Origin of the sequence: Mesorhizobium sp. IMUNJ 23232 (assembly GCF_044326205.1) — a bacterium.
GTDB lineage: Bacteria > Pseudomonadota > Alphaproteobacteria > Rhizobiales > Rhizobiaceae > Kumtagia.
Genome location: NZ_JBIRCY010000033.1, coordinates 27,484 through 48,180, shown reverse-complemented (window position 1 = coordinate 48,180; position 20,697 = coordinate 27,484). Strand labels below are relative to the sequence as shown.

The 20,697-nt window shown below is 63.2% G+C and carries 23 protein-coding genes and 3 tRNA genes; 14 read left to right on the top strand and 12 right to left on the bottom strand.

What is annotated here, in order from left to right; all coding sequences use genetic code 11:
- The first annotated feature begins 34 nt into the window (after positions 1 to 34).
- The gene (locus tag ACH196_RS22575) at positions 35 to 301 is read left to right on the top strand and encodes a DUF1778 domain-containing protein (RefSeq protein ID WP_396649183.1); all 267 of its coding nucleotides are present in this window, start codon (positions 35 to 37) and stop codon (positions 299 to 301) included.
- A 62-nt stretch (positions 302 to 363) separates the two neighbouring features.
- The gene (locus ACH196_RS22570) at positions 364 to 804 is read left to right on the top strand and encodes a GNAT family N-acetyltransferase (protein WP_396649182.1); all 441 of its coding nucleotides are present in this window, start codon (positions 364 to 366) and stop codon (positions 802 to 804) included.
- 32 nt (positions 805 to 836) lie between these two features.
- Here ACH196_RS22570 and ACH196_RS22565 read toward each other — a convergent pair whose 3' ends face one another.
- Positions 837 to 980 carry a hypothetical protein gene (locus ACH196_RS22565; protein ID WP_396649181.1) on the bottom strand — a complete coding sequence of 48 codons (144 nt, stop codon included), beginning with the start codon at positions 978 to 980 and terminating at the stop codon, positions 837 to 839.
- 23 nt (positions 981 to 1,003) lie between these two features.
- On the opposite strand from ACH196_RS22565, the gene ACH196_RS22560 reads away from it, so the two are divergent.
- From ACH196_RS22560 to ACH196_RS22540, 5 genes are all read left to right on the top strand, one after another.
- Entirely contained in the window at positions 1,004 to 1,783 is a 780-nt protein-coding gene (locus tag ACH196_RS22560; protein WP_396649180.1) for a fatty acid desaturase, read from the top strand.
- Positions 1,784 to 1,910: 127 nt separating this feature from the next.
- The gene (locus ACH196_RS22555) at positions 1,911 to 2,213 is read left to right on the top strand and encodes a virulence factor (RefSeq protein ID WP_396649179.1); all 303 of its coding nucleotides are present in this window, start codon (positions 1,911 to 1,913) and stop codon (positions 2,211 to 2,213) included.
- A complete protein-coding gene (locus tag ACH196_RS22550) occupies positions 2,206 to 2,856 on the top strand; it encodes a methylenetetrahydrofolate reductase C-terminal domain-containing protein (protein WP_396649178.1) in 651 nt (216 codons plus the stop codon). The genes ACH196_RS22555 and ACH196_RS22550 overlap by 8 nt, the downstream gene beginning before the upstream one ends.
- Positions 2,856 to 3,953 (top strand): methylenetetrahydrofolate reductase, encoded by a 1,098-nt coding sequence (locus ACH196_RS22545; RefSeq protein ID WP_396649213.1) that lies wholly within the window; start codon positions 2,856 to 2,858, stop codon positions 3,951 to 3,953. The genes ACH196_RS22550 and ACH196_RS22545 overlap by 1 nt, the downstream gene beginning before the upstream one ends.
- A gap of 66 nt (positions 3,954 to 4,019) precedes the next feature.
- Complete coding sequence (locus tag ACH196_RS22540) at positions 4,020 to 4,991, top strand: methyltetrahydrofolate cobalamin methyltransferase (RefSeq protein WP_396649177.1); 972 nt, start codon at positions 4,020 to 4,022, stop codon at positions 4,989 to 4,991.
- A gap of 38 nt (positions 4,992 to 5,029) precedes the next feature.
- Here ACH196_RS22540 and ACH196_RS22535 read toward each other — a convergent pair.
- The 3 genes from ACH196_RS22535 to ACH196_RS22525 all read right to left on the bottom strand — a co-directional run bounded on the left by ACH196_RS22535 (position 5,030) and on the right by ACH196_RS22525 (position 5,268).
- A tRNA-Leu gene (locus tag ACH196_RS22535) sits at positions 5,030 to 5,106 on the bottom strand.
- Position 5,107: 1 nt separating this feature from the next.
- A tRNA-Leu gene (locus tag ACH196_RS22530) sits at positions 5,108 to 5,184 on the bottom strand.
- Positions 5,185 to 5,191: 7 nt separating this feature from the next.
- A tRNA-Leu gene (locus ACH196_RS22525) sits at positions 5,192 to 5,268 on the bottom strand.
- Between the two features lie 182 nt (positions 5,269 to 5,450).
- Here ACH196_RS22525 and ACH196_RS22520 point away from each other — a divergent pair.
- Positions 5,451 to 7,523 carry an ASKHA domain-containing protein gene (locus tag ACH196_RS22520; RefSeq protein WP_396649176.1) on the top strand — a complete coding sequence of 691 codons (2,073 nt, stop codon included), beginning with the start codon at positions 5,451 to 5,453 and terminating at the stop codon, positions 7,521 to 7,523.
- Between the two features lie 4 nt (positions 7,524 to 7,527).
- Positions 7,528 to 8,265 carry a hypothetical protein gene (locus ACH196_RS22515; RefSeq protein WP_396649175.1) on the top strand — a complete coding sequence of 246 codons (738 nt, stop codon included), beginning with the start codon at positions 7,528 to 7,530 and terminating at the stop codon, positions 8,263 to 8,265.
- Between the two features lie 11 nt (positions 8,266 to 8,276).
- On the opposite strand, the gene ACH196_RS22510 is transcribed toward ACH196_RS22515, so the two are convergent.
- Positions 8,277 to 8,597, bottom strand: a complete 321-nt coding sequence (locus ACH196_RS22510) for a hypothetical protein (protein WP_396649174.1) — start codon at positions 8,595 to 8,597, stop codon at positions 8,277 to 8,279.
- Here ACH196_RS22510 and ACH196_RS22505 point away from each other — a divergent pair.
- Complete coding sequence (locus ACH196_RS22505; protein WP_396649173.1) at positions 8,583 to 8,768, top strand: hypothetical protein; 186 nt, start codon at positions 8,583 to 8,585, stop codon at positions 8,766 to 8,768. The genes ACH196_RS22510 and ACH196_RS22505 overlap by 15 nt on opposite strands.
- A gap of 60 nt (positions 8,769 to 8,828) precedes the next feature.
- Here ACH196_RS22505 and ACH196_RS22500 read toward each other — a convergent pair whose 3' ends face one another.
- Positions 8,829 to 9,728, bottom strand: a complete 900-nt coding sequence (locus ACH196_RS22500) for a LysR substrate-binding domain-containing protein (RefSeq protein WP_396649172.1) — start codon at positions 9,726 to 9,728, stop codon at positions 8,829 to 8,831.
- Between the two features lie 226 nt (positions 9,729 to 9,954).
- Between ACH196_RS22500 and ACH196_RS22495 the strand changes: the two genes are divergently transcribed.
- The 3 genes from ACH196_RS22495 (at position 9,955) to ACH196_RS22485 (ending at position 11,832) form a co-directional block, all read left to right on the top strand.
- Positions 9,955 to 10,140 carry a hypothetical protein gene (locus ACH196_RS22495; RefSeq protein ID WP_396649171.1) on the top strand — a complete coding sequence of 62 codons (186 nt, stop codon included), beginning with the start codon at positions 9,955 to 9,957 and terminating at the stop codon, positions 10,138 to 10,140.
- 340 nt (positions 10,141 to 10,480) lie between these two features.
- Complete coding sequence (locus ACH196_RS22490; protein WP_396649170.1) at positions 10,481 to 10,621, top strand: hypothetical protein; 141 nt, start codon at positions 10,481 to 10,483, stop codon at positions 10,619 to 10,621.
- Positions 10,622 to 10,893: 272 nt separating this feature from the next.
- A complete protein-coding gene (locus ACH196_RS22485) occupies positions 10,894 to 11,832 on the top strand; it encodes a GlxA family transcriptional regulator (RefSeq protein ID WP_396649212.1) in 939 nt (312 codons plus the stop codon).
- A 44-nt stretch (positions 11,833 to 11,876) separates the two neighbouring features.
- Here ACH196_RS22485 and ACH196_RS22480 read toward each other — a convergent pair whose 3' ends face one another.
- From ACH196_RS22480 to ACH196_RS22470, 3 genes are all read right to left on the bottom strand, one after another.
- Positions 11,877 to 12,962: a Gfo/Idh/MocA family protein gene (locus tag ACH196_RS22480; protein ID WP_396649169.1), complete on the bottom strand. Its 1,086-nt coding sequence runs from the start codon at positions 12,960 to 12,962 to the stop codon at positions 11,877 to 11,879.
- 97 nt (positions 12,963 to 13,059) lie between these two features.
- The gene (locus ACH196_RS22475; protein WP_396649168.1) at positions 13,060 to 13,893 is read right to left on the bottom strand and encodes a DUF1194 domain-containing protein; all 834 of its coding nucleotides are present in this window, start codon (positions 13,891 to 13,893) and stop codon (positions 13,060 to 13,062) included.
- A gap of 101 nt (positions 13,894 to 13,994) precedes the next feature.
- Positions 13,995 to 16,556 carry an FAD-dependent oxidoreductase gene (locus ACH196_RS22470; protein ID WP_396649167.1) on the bottom strand — a complete coding sequence of 854 codons (2,562 nt, stop codon included), beginning with the start codon at positions 16,554 to 16,556 and terminating at the stop codon, positions 13,995 to 13,997.
- Positions 16,557 to 16,787: 231 nt separating this feature from the next.
- Here ACH196_RS22470 and ACH196_RS22465 point away from each other — a divergent pair, with 231 nt between their 5' ends.
- A complete protein-coding gene (locus ACH196_RS22465; RefSeq protein WP_396649166.1) occupies positions 16,788 to 17,162 on the top strand; it encodes a hypothetical protein in 375 nt (124 codons plus the stop codon).
- Positions 17,163 to 17,342: 180 nt separating this feature from the next.
- Here the strand turns inward: ACH196_RS22465 and ACH196_RS22460 are convergent, their stop codons facing one another.
- Genes ACH196_RS22460 through proS form a run of 3 tightly spaced genes read right to left on the bottom strand, consistent with a single transcriptional unit; the run spans position 17,343 to position 20,640 of the window.
- Positions 17,343 to 18,023, bottom strand: a complete 681-nt coding sequence (locus tag ACH196_RS22460) for an ABC transporter ATP-binding protein (RefSeq protein ID WP_396649165.1) — start codon at positions 18,021 to 18,023, stop codon at positions 17,343 to 17,345.
- The gene (locus ACH196_RS22455; RefSeq protein WP_396649164.1) at positions 18,023 to 19,312 is read right to left on the bottom strand and encodes a lipoprotein-releasing ABC transporter permease subunit; all 1,290 of its coding nucleotides are present in this window, start codon (positions 19,310 to 19,312) and stop codon (positions 18,023 to 18,025) included. The genes ACH196_RS22460 and ACH196_RS22455 overlap by 1 nt, the downstream gene beginning before the upstream one ends.
- Positions 19,309 to 20,640, bottom strand: a complete 1,332-nt coding sequence (proS, locus tag ACH196_RS22450; protein WP_396649163.1) for a proline--tRNA ligase — start codon at positions 20,638 to 20,640, stop codon at positions 19,309 to 19,311. Before proS ends, ACH196_RS22455 begins: the two co-directional genes overlap by 4 nt.
- Between the last annotated feature and the right edge of the window lie 57 nt (positions 20,641 to 20,697).

Here is a 20,697-nt window from a genome sequence, read left to right as displayed (position 1 = left end):
TATGCTATTGTATGACATAGCGTAGGAGATCAAAATGAACAGTATGGCGCCCCTCAGCGTCCGGGTAACGCCCGGAGAACGAGAACTGCTCGAAGCGGCGGCTGGGCAGGCCCGCACCAGCCTGAGCGAATTCATCCGCCGCAAAGCGATCGAGGCGGCAGAATTGGAGCTTATGGAGCCGCGTTCGATAACAATTCCCGCTGAAAAATGGGAAGAATTCGAGGCATGGGTGCGCTCCCCGCCGCAGGACTTGCCGAAGCTCAGGAAACTGATGGTGAGCAAGCCTGTATGGGAAGACTAACCCCGCCCCGTCCACTGACCGCCGGAGAGAACCGCGACAGCTTCGATTGCGGGCGTGCGTCGTTGAACCACTGGTTCCGCCGTCACGCTTGGACAAACCAGGAGAACGACTCCTCCCGCACCAGCGTAATTTGCGACGCGTCGAGCGAAGCCGTTGCCGGCTTTGTTTCCCTGAGCGCGGCGCAGATCGAGCGTGCCTATCTGCCCAAGACTTCGCAGCGAAACAGGCCAGACCCCGTACCGGTCGTCCTGCTCGGACAACTTGCCGTCGACACAAGATATCGGGGACAGGGCTGTGCGAGTTCCCTGACGAAGTATGCTCTTTTGACGGCACTGAGGTTTTCCGAGCATATCGGCTGCATCGGCGTTGTCACGCAGCCTCTCGACGATGGTGTGCGGTCCTTCTACGCCGCATTTGATTTTCGGGACCTCCCATTCGATCCCGCCCGCAGGATGATCGTACGGATTGTCGATTTGAAGCATAGCATTCCGGACATCTCTTGATATCGCTCTTTGCGGCGACGACGACATGACATCTACCGCCCAGCGGTTTTGCCGCTAAACTCCTCCGCATGCCCGAGATTGATCACCGCGCCGTCATCGCACAACTGTCGCCCGAGCAGCGCCGCCTCATCACGGCAAAATCCGATCGGCCGGCCCTCCTGCGCCTCGGCGTCCACGGCGGACTGATCGTCCTGACGGCATGCCTGATCGCGTTGATATCCCATTCTGGCCGCTGCTGATCGTTCCGCAAGGCGTGCTCATCGTCTTCCTGTTCACGCTCTTGCACGAAACGATCCACGAAACCGCCTTCGAGACCCCCTGGCTAAACCGCGCCGCCGCGTTCGTATCGGGCTTCCTGATCGCACTGCCACCAAATTGGTTCCGATATTTCCATTTCGCCCACCACCGTTATACCCACGACCCCGACAACGACCCCGAACTCTTGAGCCCGAAGCCGGAAACGATCGGGCAGTACCTGCTATACCTCTCGGGAATTCCTTACTGGACCGGCATGGCGCGCGTGGTGTTCGCCAATGCCGTAGGCGAAAATCGCGATACCTACGTCCCGGAGAAGGGCCGCTCCAAGGTCCGGTTCGAGGCGCGCGTCGTCCTTGCGCTCTACGCCCCGCTTTTGGCAGCCTCCCTGCTCGCCGGCTCAGACATGCTTTTGTGGACCTGGATCGTACCGGCGCTTGCCGGCCAGCCCTTCCTGCGCGCCTACCTGCTGGCCGAGCACACACGCTGTCCGCATGTCGCCAACATGCTCGAGAACACCCGTACGACCTTCACCACGAGGTTCGTCCGGTTCTTCGCCTGGAACATGCCCTACCATGCTGAGCATCATTCCTATCCGACGGTGCCGTTCCACCGGTTGCCGCGCTTCCACGCGATCATCGCAGAACACCTCAAGTCGACCGAAAGAGGCTACGTCCGGTTCCATCGCCGGTTCGCCGCCGATCTGGACCCACGCCTTTTCTGACACGGCCTTCCCCTGCCCATCAGCGACATTCTGCCCTGTCGCTTTTGAAGGCGCGCGCGTCGTCTGATGAGAAGCGGGATTCCCCGCGTTCCGGCAATGCTCCAACAACAGCAAATACAGGGATTTCATGGCCGACCTCATCGTCGTCTACTGGCGCGACATTCCCGCCCAAATCATCGTCAAGCGTGGGCGTACAAGCGCCAAGCGCGAGCTGCCGCTGCGCTTCACGGAAGCCATCGACATGGCGGCGATGCGCTCGGGCGCCGCGGAGACCGACGCCTATCTGGCGGAATGGCGCAAGGCCGACCCGGTGCCGGTCGGCGACAACCTTGAGGCTGAGGCCGACAAAGCCGCGGCCGAATTCGATGCAAAATACGACCGGGAGCGGCTGGTCGCTCTCGCGAAATCCGGCGGCAAGGAAAATGTCTGATACCCAGCCGAACTCGACTGCGGCCAAAGGGCCGGCCAACGGCACGTCTATTATGCCGCCCAGCGCATCCGGCGGCATTACGCAGGCGACGCAGGTCAAGAAGGCCGCGCCGAAGAGCGACTACAAACCTGCCGACGTGTCGCCACAGCGGCGCGTGCAGCGCTCCTATTCGGTGCGGCTGTGGGCCATCCGCCATTCGCGCCTGCTCGAATGGTTTTATGCTCGCTTCGCCGACATGTTCCTGCTGCTCCACCCCCTGTGGAGGGGCATAGGCTACGGCCGTGTCGAGGCGCCGGTAAAATTCGTCGAAAAGCGGGTGAAGGGTTTCATGTTCGACTGCCGCATGTGCGGCCAGTGCGTGCTGTCTTCGACCGGCATGTCCTGCCCCATGAACTGCCCGAAACAGTTGCGCAACGGCCCGTGCGGCGGCGTGCGCGCCAACGGCAATTGCGAGGTCGAGCCGGACATGCCGTGCGTGTGGGTGAAGGCATGGGAAGGTTCCCGCAATATGGTCAAGGGCGACGCCATCCTGGCCGTGCAGAAGCCGGTCGACCAGTCGCTGCGTGAGACCTCGGCCTGGCTGCGCGTCACCGCACGTGCCGCAGCCGAACGCGAACAGGCTAAGGCGGGAGCAACCGCGTGATCGAGAAACGCCCCTTCCAGCGCGACGAGAATCCAGCAGGCATCCACCTTCCACTGGAGCCCCTGCCCGGCCACACCTCGCGCGGACGGCTGGAGCGCGTGCTGCGCCGCGGCGAGTTCGCGGTCACCACCGAGCTTAACCCGCCCGACAGCGCCGATCCTGAGGACGTCTACAATCGCGCCAAAGTCTTCGACGGCTGGGTCGACGCCATCAACGCGGTCGACGCGTCCGGCGCCAATTGCCACATGTCGTCGGTCGGCATCTGCGCACTGCTGACCCGCATGGGTTATGCGCCGATCATGCAGATCGCCTGCCGCGATAAGAACCGCATCGCCATCCAGGGCGACGTGCTGGGGGGTGCTGCCATGGGCGTCGCCAACATGCTCTGTCTCACCGGCGACGGCGTGCAGGCCGGCGACCAGCCGGGCGCCAAGCCGGTGTTCGATCTCGATTCCATGTCGCTGCTCGAAACCATCCGCATCATGCGCGACAACGGAAAGTTTTTGTCGGGCCGCAAGCTGACAACGCCGCCGCAGCTTTTCCTCGGCGCGGCGGTCAACCCCTTCGCCCCCCCTTATGATTTCCGCCCGATCCATCTCGGCAAGAAGATCGCCGCCGGGGCGCAATTCGTGCAAAGCCAGTATTGCTTCGACGTGCCTATGTTCAAGACCTTCATGCAGAAGGCACGCGATCTCGGCCTGACCGAAAAAGTCTTCATCCTGTGCGGCGTCGGCCCATTGGCGTCGGCCAAGACGGCGAAATGGATCCGCTCCAACGTGCCCGGCATCCACATCCCCGATGCGATCATCAAGCGGCTGGAAGGCGCCCAGGACCAGAAGGCCGAAGGCAAGCGCCTCTGCATCGACATCATCAACGAGGTGAAGGAAATTCCGGGCGTCTCCGGCATCCATGTCATGGCCTACCGCCAGGAGGAATATGTCGCCGAGATCGTCGACGAATCCGGCGTGCTCAAGGGCCGCCAGCCGTGGAAGCGCGAGGCGCGCCGCGACGACCAGATGGTCGCCGACCGGCTCGACCACATCCTGCATGACGACATCACCGAAACGCAGGCGGAAATGGTGAAAACCGCGCATTGAGCGCGCCGCCGATTGAACCAGAACGAAAACGATATAAAGAAGTCTTTATATCACGAGGAGAGATTTATGACCCGCACCATCGTCGCCTCGGCGACCCGCGAAATCGTCATCGGCTTCGACCAGCCCTTCTGCGTGATCGGCGAACGCATCAACCCGACTGGCCGCAAGAAACTCGCCGCCGAAATGTCGGCCGGCAATTTCGAGACGGTAATCAAGGACGCGATCGAGCAGGCCGCCGCCGGCGCCACCATGCTCGACGTCAATGCCGGCGTCACCGCCGTCGACCCCAACGCCACCGAGCCAGCCCTCCTCGTCCAGACGCTGGAGATCGTGCAGCGCACCGTCGACCTGCCGCTGTCGATCGATTCTTCGGTCAGCGCCGCGATCGAGGCCGCGCTGAAGGTTGCCAAGGGCCGGCCGCTGGTGAATTCTGTCACCGGCGAGGAAGAGAAGCTGGAGGCGATCCTGCCGCTGGTGAAGAAATACAACGTGCCGGTGGTGGCCATCTCCAACGACGAGACCGGTATTTCCATGGACCCCGACGTTCGTTTCGCGGTGGCCAAAAAAATCGTCGAGCGCTGCGCCGACCATGGCATCCCGGCGCATGACGTGGTGGTCGACCCGCTGGTCATGCCGATCGGCGCGCTGGGCGATGCCGGCCGCCAGGTTTTTGCCCTCCTGCGCCGCCTGCGCGAGGAGTTGAAGGTCAACACCACCTGTGGGCTGTCCAACATCTCGTTCGGCCTGCCGCACCGCCATGGCATCAATGCCGGCTTCATCCCGATGGTGATAGGCGCCGGCATGACCTCGGCAATCATGAACCCTGTGCGTCCGCAGGAAATGGAGGCGGTCCGCGCCGCCAACGTGCTCAACGGCACCGACCGCGACTGCATGACCTGGATCAAGACCTATAAGGACTTCAAGCCGGGCGAACACGCCGCCCCGCCGCCGGTGGCCGTTGTCACGCCCGGCGCGGAAGGTGCTGCCGCCGGCGGACGCCGCCGTGGCGGGCGCGAGGCCAGGATGGCTAGGGGATAAGAAACTCAATTGCGCAACGTCGGTATCGCAGAAGAGGTTGGTGGGAGGGACGGGCCTCGAACCCGTACTGAACGCCATCTCAGGACGTTGCCTCTGCCGATTGGGCTACCCTCCCGTGGTGCGAGCGGAGGGAGTCGAACCCACACTGACTGCAGTCTGAGTGCAGTGCCTCTACCTGTTGGGCTACGCTCGCAGGAATTTGGTGCGGGTTATGGGACTCGAACCCATACAGGACGGATTTTAAGTCCGTTGCCTCTACCGGTTGGGCTAAACCCGCTGACATGGCGGGCGAGTATTGGGATAAGAAATGCCGTTACCCGCTCGCCATTAGGCAAGCAGGGCTAGTCGCTCGAAGCGAAAGGCGACGATATGTGCCGAGGCATTGATCATAAAATTTCCCATGAAGTGCTTGCCAAGGATTGTCAAGCCCTCGCAATCTGCTCAGCGAAGTAAGAAATCATGAATTCTCCAGCAAACATCACCGATCCCCTCGTCCTCTTCATGCCCTCCGGCAAGCGAGGGCGCTTCCCCGTGGGCACCCCGCTCCTCGACGCTGCACGCTCGCTCGGCGTCTATGTGGAATCGGTCTGTGGCGGGCGCGCGACCTGCGGCCGCTGCCAGATCGAGGTGCAGGAAGGCAATTTCGCAAAGCACAAGATCGTCTCGTCGCTCGACCATATATCGCCGCGCGGGCCAAAGGAGGAGCGCTACGACCGCGTGCGCGGTCTGCCCGAAGGCCGCCGCCTCTCCTGTTCGGCGACCGTCCAGGGCGACCTTGTCGTCGACGTCCCGCAGGATACCGTCATCAACGCCCAGACGATCCGCAAGGCCGCTGTCGACCGCGTCATCGAGCGGTTTTCGGCGGTGCAGATGTGCTATGTCGAGGTCGAGCAGCCCGACATGCACAAGCCGACCGGCGACCTCGAGCGGCTGAAGGCCGTGCTTGAAAAGGACTGGGGCTGGAAGCACCTGCGCGTCGCCCAGCATCTCATCCCCGAAGTGCAGAAGATCCTGCGCAAGGAGAACTGGGCGGTCACGGCGGCCATCCACAAGGACATGGAGTTTTCGCGCGCTACACTGATCGCGCTTTATCCCGGCCTGAAGAACGAAGCCTACGGCATTGCATGCGACATCGGCTCGACCACCATCGCCATGCATCTGGTGTCGCTGCTTTCCGGACGCATCGTCGCCTCCTCCGGCACGCCGAACCCGCAGATCCGCTTCGGCGAGGATTTGATGAGCCGCGTGTCATATGTGATGATGAACCCGGACGGCCGGGAAGCAATGACCAAGGCGGTGCGCGACGCCATCAACACGTTGATCGGCAAGGTGTGCGAGGAAGGCGGTGTCGACCGCCACGACATCTTCGACACCGTGTTCGTCGGCAACCCGATCATGCACCATCTGTTCCTCGGCATCGACCCGACCGAACTCGGCCAGGCGCCGTTCGCGCTCGCCGTGTCGGGCGCGACGCAGGGCTGGACTCACGAGATCGGCATCGAGGTTAACCGCGGCGCCCGCTACTACACGCTGCCCTGCATCGCAGGGCATGTCGGCGCGGATGCCGCCGGCGCGACGCTGTCGGAAGGCCCGTACCGGCAGGACAGCATGATGCTCCTGGTCGACGTCGGCACCAATGCCGAGATCGTGCTCGGCAACAGGAACCGCGTGGTGGCCGCCTCCTCGCCGACCGGCCCGGCCTTCGAGGGCGCCGAGATCTCTTCGGGTCAGCGTGCGGCGCCCGGAGCCATTGAGCGGGTACGTATCGACGCCGACACGCTGGAGCCGCGCTACAAGATCATCGGCACCGAGCAGTGGTCGGACGAAGCGGGATTCGACGACGCCTCCTGGACCACCGGCGTGACCGGAATATGCGGCTCGGCCATCATCGAGGTGGTCGCCGAGATGTACCTAACCGGCATCATCTCCGAGGACGGCGTCATCGACGGCGCCTTGGCCGCGCGAAGCCCGCGCATCATCCCGAACGGCCGCACCTTTTCCTACCTGCTGCGCGAGGGTCGCCAGGGCGAACCGCACATCACGGTGACCCAGAACGACATCCGCGCCATCCAGCTCGCCAAGGCGGCGCTCTACGCCGGCGTGAAACTGTTGATGGAGAAGCAGGGTGTTGAGACCGTCGACACGATCCGCTTCGCCGGCGCCTTCGGTTCCTTCATCGACCCGAAATACGCCATGGTGCTCGGCCTGATCCCCGACTGCGACCTCTCCGAAGTGAAGGCGGTCGGCAACGCCGCCGGCACCGGAGCGCTGATGGCGCTGCTCAACCGCAACCATCGCCGCGAGATCGAGAAAGAGGTTTCAAGGATCGAGAAGATCGAAACTGCGCTGGAGCCGCACTTCCAGCAACTGTTCATCGACGCCATGGCGCTGCCAAACAAGGTCGATCCATTCCCGAAACTCGCCGAGCAGGTGACACTGCCGCCGCGAAAGGTCGTCGAGCAGGTTGCCGGCGACGGCGGCCCGCGCCGGCGTTCGCGCGAGGAGCGCGCCGCGCGCCGGGCACGGGAATGACGGCGTGACGATCGATCTCGCTCCTTACGATTTCGTCGACTTCGGCTGTTCATCGGGGGGCTCCATCAAGTTCGCGATGGAGCGGCTCGGCGGCGTCAACGGCGTCGGCGTGGACCTCGATCCGGCGAAGGTGGCGGCTACACGCGAAAAGGGTTTTACAGCCGAGCTTGCCGATCTGACGCTGCCGATGTCCTTCAAGGGCAAGGCGCGCTTCTCGTTGATTGCACATGTCTTGGAGCACATTCCCTCGCCGAAAATCGCCGGACAGATCCTGCGCACCGCCGCTTCCATCAGTTCGGAGTTCGTGCTGGTCCGCCAGCCCTGGTTCGACAGCGACGGCCCGCTGGCCGCAATGGGCGTCAAGCTGTACTGGTCGGATTGGAGCGGACACACCAACCATATGACGACGCTGGAGATGTATCTGGCGCTGAAGCCGTTGCTTGTGAAGAAGCTCATCGCAAGCTTCACCATCTTCGGATACCGGCGTATCAGCCACACCTCGTCCGACCGGATCGTGCCGCTGGACGGTCCGATCAATCGCCATCATTATGCGGCCGAGATTGACGGACCCAAGCCGGAGGCCGGCCTTCCGTTCGATTGTTTCGACGAACTGGTGGCGCTGATCGGGGTCAGCCCCTCCTACGATGCGACGCGTCTTCCGCCATACTTCCGCGACGCCAAGCCGATCCTCGCGCTGCCCGTTCCGGGCGCGGCCGCAATCGCCGAAACCTTGGCCAGATAGGATGATCTCGCTCACTGCCCAACAAGGTCGATCCCTTTCCGAAACTCCCCAGCAGGTGAGGCTGCTGCCGGGCAGACCGTCGGCGACGCCGCCACCCGCCGCAGCTCGCGCGGCCCGACGCAACCGCGAATAGGCGTCACATCAACAATATTGCGGCGCATCAGTTCATTTGCATACAAATGTTTCTGCAAATCAGAATTTGCTGAAACGAAGGCACTTTCGGGCGCAATCGGGCAGAAACAAACACACGGCATACCTCCGCTCGCGATCGGCTCCCCGGATGGTCCGGCAGCCGCGACACGCAATGGAGATGAAAAATGTCGATACTTCATGATATCGGCCGGTTTGGCGCCGCTCTCCGCATGGCGCGCCGCACCCGGCTGGCGATCCGCGAAATGAATTCGCTGCCCCCGGAACTGCAGAAGGACATCGGCTGGCCTGCCAGTCCGGAGTCCCGCATGGCCACGAACGTCCGCAGCGTCTACCTGAACACGTTGCGCTGAGCCGCAAGGCCGGATCGGGCACAGCTTATCCGCTGCGCCCGATCCCGCAATCCGGCGTCTTCAGAACCTGCCCGTATCCCGAAACGTCTCGAACGTCGCTCGGATATGGTCGGCGACGGCTTTCACCGGCGCGCTGGCGTCCGGCGACACGACCATTGCCAGATTGTAGTTGCCGATGTCCGGCATGCCGTCCTTCGGCCCCAGTTCGACCATGTCGTTGTTGAGGAACGACTTCGGCAGCGGCGCGACGGCGAGATCGGCCTGGATCGCGGCGCGCTGGCCGGCCGTGTGGGCACTCATATAGGCGACGCGGTAGTTGCGCCCTTCCCGTCCGAGCGCTTCCAGCGCTCCGGCCCGCCAGGCGCAGCCCTCTTCCCACAGCGACACCGGCAGAGGCTCGCGCAGATGCGCGCAGCCGCCCTTGGCGCCGGCCCAGACGATCGGCTCGGTCAGCAGCACCTCGGCGCCGAGCGCGCTGGTGCGGTAGGAATTGGTGAGCAGCGTGATATCCAGCGCCCGGTCGTCCATGCGCCGGCGCAGGTTGATCGACTGGTCGATGGTGACATCGACGGCGATCGACGGATGCGATTGGGCGAAGCGCTTCAGCACATGCGGCAGCACGCGTTCGCCATAGTCGTCCGGCGAGCCCAGGCGGACCACGCCGACGATGTCAGGAATGATGAATTTCGACACCGCCTCGCGGTTGATGGCGAGCAGCCGCCTTGCATAGCCGAGCAGCATCTCGCCATCGGTGGTCAGCGTCACCGAGCGGGCATCGCGCGTGAACACGGAGCGGCCGAGAATGTCCTCGAGCTTCTTGATCTGCATCGAGACGGCCGAGGGCGTGCGGAACACCGCGGTGGCGGCGATGGTGAAGCTGCCCGTTTCGGCGATCGCCACGAAAGTGCGGAGCACGTCAAGATCGAGGAGTGGAAGCGGATGATTGAGGGGGGCGTTCATCGGCGTCGGTCCATTCAAAAAATCTGATCGGAAGCATCACTTCATTTCGTTTGATTGAACATGACGCAAGGGCCATAGTCAACAGTGTGGACGGCGGCAAACTTGTCATCCTGACAATTGCCGCCACCCAAGACCGGAAACGAGAATTTGACGGATCGCGCGCCGGAAAGGCCGGTGCGCGTCAACGGCCTCGCCTTGCGCGCGGCCTCATCTGAAGGAGGATAAAATGTCTATCTTTTCTGCCATCGGCCATCTGGCCCACGAATACAGCGTCGCCCGCAATCGTTATCTCACGGAGCGCCAGGTCCGCGCACTGCCCTACGAGATCCAGAAGGATATTGGCTGGCCGGACGCCAGTGAGCGGCAGCCCTCCTCGCGCATCGCCCTCGGGTCCTGGGCCGGAGGTCGCTGATCGTGAAGTGTTCCACGTAGCCCGCCGTCATTTTCGTGACGGCGGGTTTTGTTTTTTAGTTTGCCTGTTCTTCGTGCAGTCATGCTTGCCGCGCATGACGCGTCTGAGCCAGCCGCATAGCTGATCTTTGACAGCAAAAACCACCTGATTTTGTTTGGTTTTTTTAAATTTACGCCAGCCGGCGCCGCAGCCCGGATGTCGCATTTTATGTTAAGCGCTTCGCTTTTATTGCTGCACTGCAAAGTGCAAATGCCTATATCACTGGCATCAAACGAGATGCCCCACTCCTAAGCAGACCATAGCGAAGGCACCCCGTGTAACCACTGCATGGAGCCGTGTCATGAAATTCTTCTCCCGCCTCTTTTCTCGCAACCGCGAAATGAACCTGACGACCGCCCTGGAGCGACAGCGGCTCGATCGCACCATGCCTGGCCAGTCCGGCGCCATGGCCGCGTCCCGTCTGGGTTTCATCGTTCGCTAAGCCGCAACCAGAACTGCTGTCTGTCGATCAAGCCGCGCCGGCCTCGCCCGCGTGGCTTTTTCGTTTGCTCCCGATATCTGCACTGAGGCCGACGCGCCGCAATGTCGCATTTTTTGCATCGCGCGGCCGCCACTCCATTGACAGCAAGACGTTTTCCTGTTGAGCCTATGCTGATAGCGACATTGATGTCGCATCCGCGCGAGGCTTGCTTGAACGCCGCAAAACATCCGATCAAACGGTCGCTTGTCTTCTTTCTCATCCCCGATTTCACCATGATCGCCTTCGCCACGGCGCTGGAGCCGTTGCGTTCGGCCAACCGGATGCTTGGCTACGAAGCCTACCGATGGCGGCTGGCGAGCTACGACGGCAGGCCGGTCAACGCCTCCAACGGCGTCGAATGTGCCGTCAACACGTCGCTGGAGGAGGAACGGCGCAAGATGGCCGGTCAAGAGCGGCCGTCGATGGTGGTCGTCTGCAGCGGCATCAATGTCGAGAAATACCAGAACAAGTCGGCCTTCGCCTGGCTGCGCGAGGAATACAATCGCGGCGTCGCCATCGGCGGACTGTGCACGGGAGCGCATGTGCTGGCGGCCGCGGGGCTGCTCTCCGGAAAACGCTGCGCGATCCATTGGGAAAACCTGCCCGGCTTCTCGGAGGCCTTTCCGAAGGCCAACGTCTTCGCCGACCTCTTCGAGGTCGACCAGAACATCTACACCTGCGCCGGCGGCACCGCGGCGCTCGACATGATGCTAAAACTCATCGGCGACGATTTTGACGACAACCTCGTCAATCGCGTCTGCGAGCAGGTGTTGACCGACCGCGTCCGCAGCCCGACCGACCGTCAGCGGCTGCCGCTGCGCGCCCGCCTCGGCGTGCAGAATGCAAAGGTGCTGTCGATCATCGAGCTGATGGAGGCGAATCTTTCCGAGCCGCTGTCGCTGATCGAGATCGCCGACGATGTCGGCCTGTCGCGCCGCCAGATCGAGCGGCTGTTCCGCACCGAGATGGGCCGCTCGCCTGCCCGCTACTACCTAGAAATCCGGCTCGACCGCGCCCGGCACCTGCTCATCCAGTCGTCCATGCCGGTGGTGGAAGTGGCCGTTGCTTGCGGCTTCGTCTCTGCGTCGCATTTCTCGAAATGCTATCGCGAGCTCTATGCCCGCTCGCCGCAGCAGGAACGCGTCGACCGCAAGCAGTTGCTGGCGGCATAAGTTAACAGCAGCATTCGACGAGAGCTGTTCCTGGGATACAAACATCAATCCCGCTCGGCGGGCTGTCCCAGCACGGTCTCGATCACTTCCAGCACTGCGATGCTTTCGCGCAGCGGCATGACGCTCGACTGCGCCGCGCCCGCCCTCACCGCTTCCATGACGGCCACAGCCTCGAATTGCAGCCCGTTGCCGGGAAACCGGAAATGGCTGGCCTTGCGGCCCGGCAGCGGTAACCGCGAGAGGAGTTTGCCAGCAAGGCCGGAGGTCGGTCCCCTCGCCCCGATAAACGGTAACCCGCTCATCCCGCGCTCGAACAGCGTGATCCGCTGTGCCTTCAGGAACGGCGCCTCGATGCGGATCGCACCTCGGTCGCCGAAGATCGCAAAGATGTTCGAGCCGTCGTGGTCAAAACCGCATGACAGTTCGGCCGTGGCACCGGCGAAACTGAGCTCGAACCGGCACCGCCGGTCGACGCCGCTTCCCGTGGCCCACCAGCGCCCCGAGAATTTCTCGGGAATGCCGAGCAGATGGACGGCGAGCGACAGCGGATAGACACCGAGATCGAGCGCCGACCCGCCGCCCTGCGCCGGATCGAAGAAGCGATCGCCTTGCGTCTCTTGCTTGCGATAGGAGAGTTCGGCCTCGATACGGGTGATCTCGCCGATGGCGCCGGCCGCCAGCATGTCGCGGACCGCCCGCACCGCCGGCAGGAACCGCGTCCACAAAGCCTCCATGGCAAAGCACCGGCTCGTGCCGGCGAGATCGGCTATCCGCGCAGCATCGCCGCTCGACGTCGCCAGAGGTTTTTCCACCAGCACCGGCTTTCCCGCCCGAAGCGTCTCCAGCGCCTGCGAAGCGTGCAGCATGTTCGGCGTCGCCAGATACACGGCGTCTATATCGCGGTCGGCAAGCAGTGCCGCGAGCGTTGAATGAAATCCTGCCGCGCCGGTCGCCGCCATGAAATCTTGCGCGGCTTTCTCGCTGCGCGAGCAGACCGCGCCGATCCGCGCGCCCGGGACATGGCGAAGGTCGGCGGCGAATTGCCGCGCAATGACGCCGGTGCCGACAATGCCCCATCCAAATGGCCGCGCCGGACCGATATCTTGAGGGTGGGCTGTTTCCTGCTGCATGGCGCGACCATACGCGGCCCTCACCTAAGAGAGGATTTACGGTCTGGAGGCTTTTGTTCTGGTTCGGGCTTCGAGGCGCGCCCGAGAGCATACGGCGTCAGCGGGCATCCCACATGAACGACCGATCCCGCCACATCTTCTCGCCGATCATGCAATCGTAGCCCTGCAGGTCCTGCGCGAGAATCACCGGAAAACCCTCGTCGGCCGGCAGCTCGAAATCGCCGGCCAGTTCCAGCACCAGCTTGCGCCGGATCGCTTCGGGAAACTGCTCCCAGTCGTTGACCGGGATCATGAACGAGCCAGCCCCGCCAATCACGCAATTGGTGTAATAGTTGTCGAGATCCTTGACGTCGTAAACGCTGGTGAAGCCGCCGCTGGTCATCAGCGGCAGGCCGTTGATGACGATACCCTGCGCGACGACGCCGTCGCGCGTCAGCACCACCGGGCTGCCCTGGTTGTTCGGCCCGTCGCCGGAAATGTCGATGACCCGCTTCATGCTGCGGAACTGGCTTTCGGCAAAAAGGTCGGCGCCGAATTCCAGCGCACCCGAGATCGAGGTGCGCCGCGCGCTGTTGGGCGGATTTGCGCCAAGCTGCGCCACGACACGCTCCGCATCGGCGCGCGAGGCGATCACCGTCCACGGCACGATCAGATGCTGGGTGGTCGAGCCGGCCCATTCGAAATAGGTGACCGCGATCTTGCCATAAGCGCCCTCGGCAATCGCCTGGAGCACATGCTCGTCGGTCAGCGCCGCCGCGTAGCCGCGCCGCTGGATTTCCAGTTCCTGCGGCGACATGGAAAGCGAAACGTCGACCGCAAGCACCAGCTCGACATCGACCACTTCCTGGGCTTGCGCGGACTGGGCGCAAAGACCGCCAAGAAGCATGGCGGCGGTGGCGAGAATCTGTCCGGTGCGCGAAGAACGAGACATGACGTTAGGTTACGCGAAACCCGCGCCTTGAAAAGAAAGGCCGGAGGAAATCCCCCGGCCTGTTCTTCACGATTTCGCGACTAATAATGCATTGTGCGCTCTCAACTCCGCGGCTTCGAATTCTCCGGATCGTAGAGTGGCTTGTAGCCGACGCCGGCCACTTCGACCGGATAGGTCTCACCAAAATACTCAACCGTCAGCTTGCGGCCTTCTTGGGCGTAGGCCCACGGCAAGTAAGCGAGCGCGATGTTCTTGCCGATGGTCGGGCCGTAGGCCACGGAGGTCGTGAAAGACCGGCGGCCGAGTTCGTCGACCAGAGTCTCGCCCGTCTCCGGATCGAGCACCGGCATGGTGCCGACGGGATAGCGGGCAACGCCGCTTGAATCGACGTTCTCCGTCATCACCAGCGTGCACAGCATCGCCGGTTGGTTCTTGCGCGCACGATACTCTTCATGCTTTGCCTTGCCGACGAAATCCGCTTCCTTGACCTTAGGGCGGGCAAGATCGGCTTCGAGCAGATTATATTCCGTCAAAAGGTCGGCGTTCTGCAGGCGCAGGCTCTTTTCCATGCGGCGCGTGTTGGCATAGGTCTCGACGCCGAACGGCATGATGCCGGTCGACCGCAGCGCGTCCCAGACCGCCAGCCCGTCCTCGTAGCGCATATGCAGTTCCCAGCCCTGCTCGCCGACATAGGAGATGCGGAAGGCGGTGACGTCCTTGCCGCCGATTTTGATCGGCTTGATCGCGGCGAAGGCGAAATTCTCGGGCGTCAGCCCTTCGGGATTCTCCACGACCTTTTGCAGCGTTGTCCGCGCGTTGGGACCCCAGATACCGATCGTGACGTATTTCTCGGTCACATCGGTGATTGTGACGTCGAATCCTTTGTCCTCCGCCATCCGGCGCATGTAGTGGAAGTCGCGCGGCCCGGCGTCGGCGCCGTCGACCAGGCGGCAGCGGTCGGCCATGCGGATAACAGTGAAGTCGGCGCGCACCATGCCCTCCTCGTCGAGGAAGTGGGTGTAGATGCCTTTGCCGATATTGGCATCGCCACCGATCCTTGCCGCGCACAGCCACTCCAAGAGCGCGACATGGTCCGGGCCTTCAATGTCGTACATCGAAAAATGCGAGAGGTTGACGATGCCGCAATCCTCGCTCATTGCGAGATGCTCGGCATTGGAGACGCGCCAGAAATGTCTGGCGTCCCATTCGTTCGCGCGCACCGGCACGCGGTTGCCGTATTTTTCGAGCAGGTGCTCGTTGGCGGCGTAGCCGTGCGCGCGTTCCCAGCCGCCGAGTTCCATGAAGTAGCCGCCGAGTTCCTTCTCGCGTTCATAGAATGGCGAACGGCGGATATCGCGGCCTTTCGAGAACGGCTCGCGCGGGTGGACGGCAGGGTTATAGACCTTCATCGCCGTTTCGGTGCACCGATCCCAGATGAACTGTTCCTTCGTCTGGTGCGGATAGAAGCGCGCATAGTCGATCTGGTGGTGATCGATGGCGGTGCGGCCGTCGGTCATCCAGTCGGCGATCAGCTTACCCATGCCGGGGCCGTCCTTGACCCAGATGGCGACGGCGTACCACAGCCCCCTCACCTTCTGGCTCTCGCCCATCGACGGGCCGCCATCGGCCGTCACCTGCAGCAGGCCATTGAAGGAATGACTCTCATTGTAGCCGAGCTCGCCAAGGATCGGCGTCAGTTCCATGGCGCGCTCGAGGGGGCCAAGAATCTGGTCCATGTCGAGGTCTCGCTGCGAGGGCGACAGGCGCGACTGGTGCTTTTCGAGGATGTCGCGCGGATGGCAGAGCCGCGGATTGGTCTCCTCGTAATAACCCCACTCGATCTGTCCGCCTTCGGCCGTCTTCGGGTCGCCGGTGTCGCGCATATAGGCCGAGTTGCCCTGGTCACGCAGCAGCGGCCAGCCGATCTCCTTGCCGGTTCCGGCGAACTCGGTGTAGGGGCCGAAGAAGGTGAGCGGATGGTCGATGGGCATGACCGGCAGGTCCTCGCCCGCCATCTCGGCAATCAGCCGGCCCCAGATACCGGCGCAGACCACAACGTAGTCGGCGTGGATCGTGCCGCGATCGGTGACCACGCCCTTGATGCGGCCATTCTCGATGACCAGCGATTTCGCCGCCGTATTGGCGAATGACTTCAGTTTGCCGGACGCCTCTGCCTGGTCGACCAGCTTGCCCGCGACCGTCTGCGAGCGCGGGATAACGAGACCGGCATCCGGATCCCACAGCCCGCCCTGCACCATATGTTCCTCGATCAGCGGGAACTTTTCCTTGATCTCGGCCGGGCCGATCTCGCGGGCGCGCGTGCCGAAAGCCTTGGCCGAGGCGATCTTGCGCTTGATCTCCTCCATGCGGGAATCATCGCCGACGCGCGCCACCTCGAGGCCGCCGATGCGGGCGTAGTGGCCCATCTTCTCGTAGAAATCGATGGAGTAGAGCGTCGTCCAGCAGGACAGGTAGTCATGGCTGGTCGTGTAGCAGAAGTCGGAGGCATGCGCCGTCGAACCGATGTCGGTCGGGATTCCCGACTTGTCGATGCCGACGATGTCGTCCCAACCCCGCTCGATCAGATGATGGGCGATCGAGGCGCCGACGATGCCGCCCAGCCCGATGATGACGACTTTCGCCCTTGCCGGAAACTCTGCCATAACCCGCGATCCTGAAATGGAATTTGCCGCACACTATAGGTCGGCGAGCCGGGAGTGCAGCCTGTTTGCGACATCGCCAAAAGGTGGCGCGACCAGAGCAGCGAAGCTGATCGCTGATGGCATCCTTGTCTTCAACCTTGCCGCGACCAGCTTCTTTGCATAGGCTTCGCCAGGCGGTTTCGAAATGCTCGGGCAACACCGAGGCGGCGCGGCTCGAACGGGAGGCGTGCGATGAAGGAGATCGACTGCAAGCTGAAACTCGCCGAGGATGCCGACTGGAAGACGAGCGACCGCATCGTCGAGATGTCGGTGGCCGGCGGCAAGGATTTGCGCCAGGGAACCTGGACGATGACCGCCGACGCGCGCGACCCGCGCATGCAGGTCGGTGTTTCAAGCGGCAGATGGCTTGTGCATTCGATCGAAGCGACCGGTTGGACAATGACCTTCCTGGCCAACGACGACACCAAGGTTCTTGTCGAACTGTTCCGCGTCGGCAGCCAACCGGTCGAGGATATCGGCTGCGGAGTAAGCCGCGGCGGCGACGGCTGGCGTCAGGGGCCGCCGAATTCGAATATCAACTACATCTTGAGTTTCAGTTGCATATGAGGGGGCGACCCTCGCGACTGTCGAGGTCTATGGGTAACGATCCCCGGCAAAGCTAGGGCTTTCCAGGCCTCGGACGCGAAAACGCAAAGCCAACGAAAAATCTGCTGCACTTCAGGCTTGACGGATCGGTTTATGCAAACAGTGGACCTCGGGCACAAGCAGCATCCGCTCGGCGTATGCTTAAAGCGGCACGATATGCCCTTCCGACAGTGTCACGCGACGATCCATGCGCCGGGCGAGGTCGTGATTGTGGGTGGCGATCAGCGCCGCAAGACCAGATTGCCGCACCAGCGCCGAAAGCGCGTCGAAGACATAGGATGCTGTAACCGGATCGAGATTGCCGGTCGGCTCGTCGGCGAGAAGGACGAGCGGCGCGTTGGCCACGGCGCGCGCAATCGCCACGCGCTGCTGCTCGCCGCCGGAGAGCTCGGCCGGCCGGTGCTCGCCGCGCTTGGCGATCTGCATGTAGTCGAGCAGTTGCATGGCGCGGGTGCGTGCCTCGGACGCCGGCAAGCCCTTCACCAGTTGCGGCATCATGATGTTTTCCACCGCCGAGAATTCCGGCAGCAGGTGGTGGAACTGGTAGACGAAGCCGATGTCGTTGCGGCGGATCGCGGTGCGCTCCTGGTCGGAAAGCCGCCCGCAGGCGCGGCCGCCGAGAATGACATCGCCAGCGTCGGGGCGCTCCAAGAGGCCGGCGGTGTGCAGCAGCGTCGATTTGCCGGTTCCCGACGGCGCGACGAGGGCAACCATCTCGCCCCGGCTCAGCGAAAAGTCGGCGCCGTTCAGGATGGTCAGCTTGCGCTGGCCCTGCACGTAATGGCGCTCGACCGCCTTCAGTTCGATGATGATATCGCTCATTATTCGTACCGCAGCGCTTCGACCGGATCGAGCCGCGCGGCGCGCCATGCCGGAAAGATGGTGGCGAGGAAGGACAGCACCAGGGCCATGGCGACCACCGAGGCGGTCTCGCCGAAATCCATGCGCGCCGGCAACTGGCTGAGGAAATAGAGCTCCGGATTGAACAGCACGGTTCCCGACAGCCAGGAGAAGAACTGCCTGATCGTCTCGACGTTGAGGCAGACGACCACGCCCAGCCCGACGCCGGCCAGCGTACCGGCGACGCCGATCGCCGCTCCCGTCATCAGGAAGATGCGCAGGATCGCGCCCTGCGTCGCCCCCATGGTGCGCAGGATGGCGATGTCATGGCCCTTGTCCTTCACCAGCATGATCAGGCCGGAGATGATGTTGAGCGCCGCGACCAGCACGATCAGCGTTAAAATCATGAACATGACGTTGCGCTCGACTTGCAGCGCCGAGAAGAAGGTCTGGTTGCGCTGCCGCCAGTCGGCCAGATAGACCGGCCGCTGCGCCGCCTCCTCGACCGCCGGTTTCAGCGCGTCGACAGTGTCGGGATTGTCGACAAAAATTTCGATCGTCTGCGCCTGGTTATCCATGTTGAAATAGAGCTGCGCTTCGCTGAGCGGCATGAACACGATCGAGGAATCGTATTCGGACATGCCGACCTCGAAGATCGCAGTCACCGGATAGGTCTTTACACGCGGCGTCGTCCCGAACGGCGTGGCGTCGCCCTCCGGCGAGACCAGCGTGATCGTGTCGCCGAGCACGAGGCCGAGATTCTCGGCCATGCGGGCGCCGATCGCCACCCCCTCGCCTGTGTCGAAGCCGACAAGCGAGCCCTGGCGGATGTTTGTGGCAACCAGCGATATCTTGCCGAGATCCTCGCCGCGGATGCCGCGCACCAGCGCACCGGTGCCAGGCCCGGCCGTGCCGGTCGAAAGCACCTGCCCGTCGATCATCGGAATGGCATATTTCACGCCGCCGACGCCGTTGATGCGCTTGGCGATGGCATCATAGTCGTCGAGCGGCAGGTCGACCGGCGACAGGATGAGGTGGCCGTTGATACCGAGGATCCTGGTCAGCAGCTCGGCGCGAAAACCGTTCATGACGGCCATGACGATGATGAGCGCGGCGACGCCCAGCATGATGCCGAAGAACGAGATCAGCGCGATGACCGAGACGACCGCTTCCTTGCGCTGAGGCCGGAGATAGCGCCAGGCCACCATGCGCTCGAACATCGAGAACGGCCCTGCTCCGGCCGGTCCGGCGGCCGCCGCCTTCGCCGTCATGCGGAAGCGCCCGCGAGGCGACCGGCCACGTCGGCCAGCGGGACGGTGAAGCGTTCGCCGGTGGCGCGGTTCTTGATCTCGGCCTCGCCGGCGGCCACGCCGCGCGGCCCGACGATGACTTGCCAGGGCAGTCCGATCAGGTCGGCGGTGGCGAATTTTCCGCCGGCGCGTTGGTCGGTGTCATCGTAGAGCACGTCGCGTCCGGCGGCCGTCAGCGCCGCGTAGAGCCCCTCACAGGCGCGGTCGCAATCGCCGTCGCCAGCCTTCATGTTGATCAGCGCGATGTCGAAGGGCGCCACCGATTCCGGCCAGATGATGCCGTTCTCGTCATGGCTCGCCTCGATGATTGCCGCGATCAGGCGCGTCGGGCCGATACCATAGGAGCCGCCGGATACGAAATGTTCCTTGCCGTCGGGACCCTGCACCTTGGCGTTCATTGGCTTCGAATATTTTTCGCCGAAATGGAAGATATGGCCTACCTCGATGCCGCGCGCCGAAAGCCGGTCGGCTTCGGGGATCTTGTCCCAGGCTGCCTCGTCATGCATCTCGTCGGTGGCGGCGTAGGGCGTCGTCCATTGCTGGACGATGCCGCCGATCCCGGCATCGCTGTCGTAGTCGACGTCTTCTCCCGGGACGGGAAGGTTCAGAAAATCCTTGTGGCAGAACACCTGGCTCTCGCCGGTGTCGGCCAAGATGATGAATTCGTGGCTGAGGTCGCCGCCGATCGGGCCGGTGTCGGCGCGCATCGGGATCGCCTTCAGGCCCATGCGGGTGAAGGTCCTGAGATAGGAGACGAACATGCGGTTGTAGGAGGCCCTGGCGCCCTCGAAGTCGAGGTCGAAGGAATAGGCGTCCTTCATCAGGAATTCGCGCCCGCGCATGACGCCGAAGCGCGGCCGCACCTCGTCGCGGAACTTCCACTGGATGTGGTAGAGGTTGAGTGGCAGGTCGCGGTAGGATTTGACGTAGGCGCGGAAGATTTCCGTCACCACCTCCTCATTGGTCGGACCGTAGAGCAGGTCGCGCTCCTGGCGGTCCTTGATGCGCAGCATCTCCTTGCCGTAGTCGTCGTAGCGGCCGCTCTCGCGCCAGAGTTCGGCCGATTGGATGGTCGGCATCAGGATTTCCAGCGCGCCGGCGCGGTCTTGCTCCTCGCGGATGATCTTGCAGACCTTGTCGAGCACGCGCTTTCCCAGCGGCAGCATGGTGAACGACCCCTGCCCTTGCTGGCGGATCATGCCGGCGCGCAGCATCAGCCGGTGCGACACGATCTCGGCCTCGCGGGGCGTTTCTTTGAGGATCGGCAGGAAGTAGCGCGAAAGCCGCATGAAAGGGTCCGTGGATGCAGGAAATGGCGCCGGAATCGGCGGCAGGAGGCAGCGTCC

Coding starts and splice junctions, on each gene's coding strand:
- ACH196_RS22575 (WP_396649183.1), top strand. CDS start 35: ATGAACAGTATGGCGCCCCTCAGCGTCCGGGTAACGCCCGGAGAACGA.
- ACH196_RS22560 (WP_396649180.1), top strand. CDS start 1,004: ATGCCTGATCGCGTTGATATCCCATTCTGGCCGCTGCTGATCGTTCCG.
- ACH196_RS22555 (WP_396649179.1), top strand. CDS start 1,911: ATGGCCGACCTCATCGTCGTCTACTGGCGCGACATTCCCGCCCAAATC.
- ACH196_RS22550 (WP_396649178.1), top strand. CDS start 2,206: ATGTCTGATACCCAGCCGAACTCGACTGCGGCCAAAGGGCCGGCCAAC.
- ACH196_RS22540 (WP_396649177.1), top strand. CDS start 4,020: ATGACCCGCACCATCGTCGCCTCGGCGACCCGCGAAATCGTCATCGGC.
- ACH196_RS22520 (WP_396649176.1), top strand. CDS start 5,451: ATGAATTCTCCAGCAAACATCACCGATCCCCTCGTCCTCTTCATGCCC.
- ACH196_RS22505 (WP_396649173.1), top strand. CDS start 8,583: ATGTCGATACTTCATGATATCGGCCGGTTTGGCGCCGCTCTCCGCATG.
- ACH196_RS22510 (WP_396649174.1), bottom strand. CDS start 8,597: ATGAAGTATCGACATTTTTCATCTCCATTGCGTGTCGCGGCTGCCGGA.
- ACH196_RS22500 (WP_396649172.1), bottom strand. CDS start 9,728: ATGAACGCCCCCCTCAATCATCCGCTTCCACTCCTCGATCTTGACGTG.
- ACH196_RS22495 (WP_396649171.1), top strand. CDS start 9,955: ATGTCTATCTTTTCTGCCATCGGCCATCTGGCCCACGAATACAGCGTC.
- ACH196_RS22490 (WP_396649170.1), top strand. CDS start 10,481: ATGAAATTCTTCTCCCGCCTCTTTTCTCGCAACCGCGAAATGAACCTG.
- ACH196_RS22485 (WP_396649212.1), top strand. CDS start 10,894: ATGATCGCCTTCGCCACGGCGCTGGAGCCGTTGCGTTCGGCCAACCGG.
- ACH196_RS22480 (WP_396649169.1), bottom strand. CDS start 12,962: ATGCAGCAGGAAACAGCCCACCCTCAAGATATCGGTCCGGCGCGGCCA.
- ACH196_RS22475 (WP_396649168.1), bottom strand. CDS start 13,893: ATGTCTCGTTCTTCGCGCACCGGACAGATTCTCGCCACCGCCGCCATG.
- ACH196_RS22470 (WP_396649167.1), bottom strand. CDS start 16,556: ATGGCAGAGTTTCCGGCAAGGGCGAAAGTCGTCATCATCGGGCTGGGC.
- ACH196_RS22465 (WP_396649166.1), top strand. CDS start 16,788: ATGAAGGAGATCGACTGCAAGCTGAAACTCGCCGAGGATGCCGACTGG.
- ACH196_RS22460 (WP_396649165.1), bottom strand. CDS start 18,023: ATGAGCGATATCATCATCGAACTGAAGGCGGTCGAGCGCCATTACGTG.
- ACH196_RS22455 (WP_396649164.1), bottom strand. CDS start 19,312: ATGACGGCGAAGGCGGCGGCCGCCGGACCGGCCGGAGCAGGGCCGTTC.
- proS (WP_396649163.1), bottom strand. CDS start 20,640: ATGCGGCTTTCGCGCTACTTCCTGCCGATCCTCAAAGAAACGCCCCGC.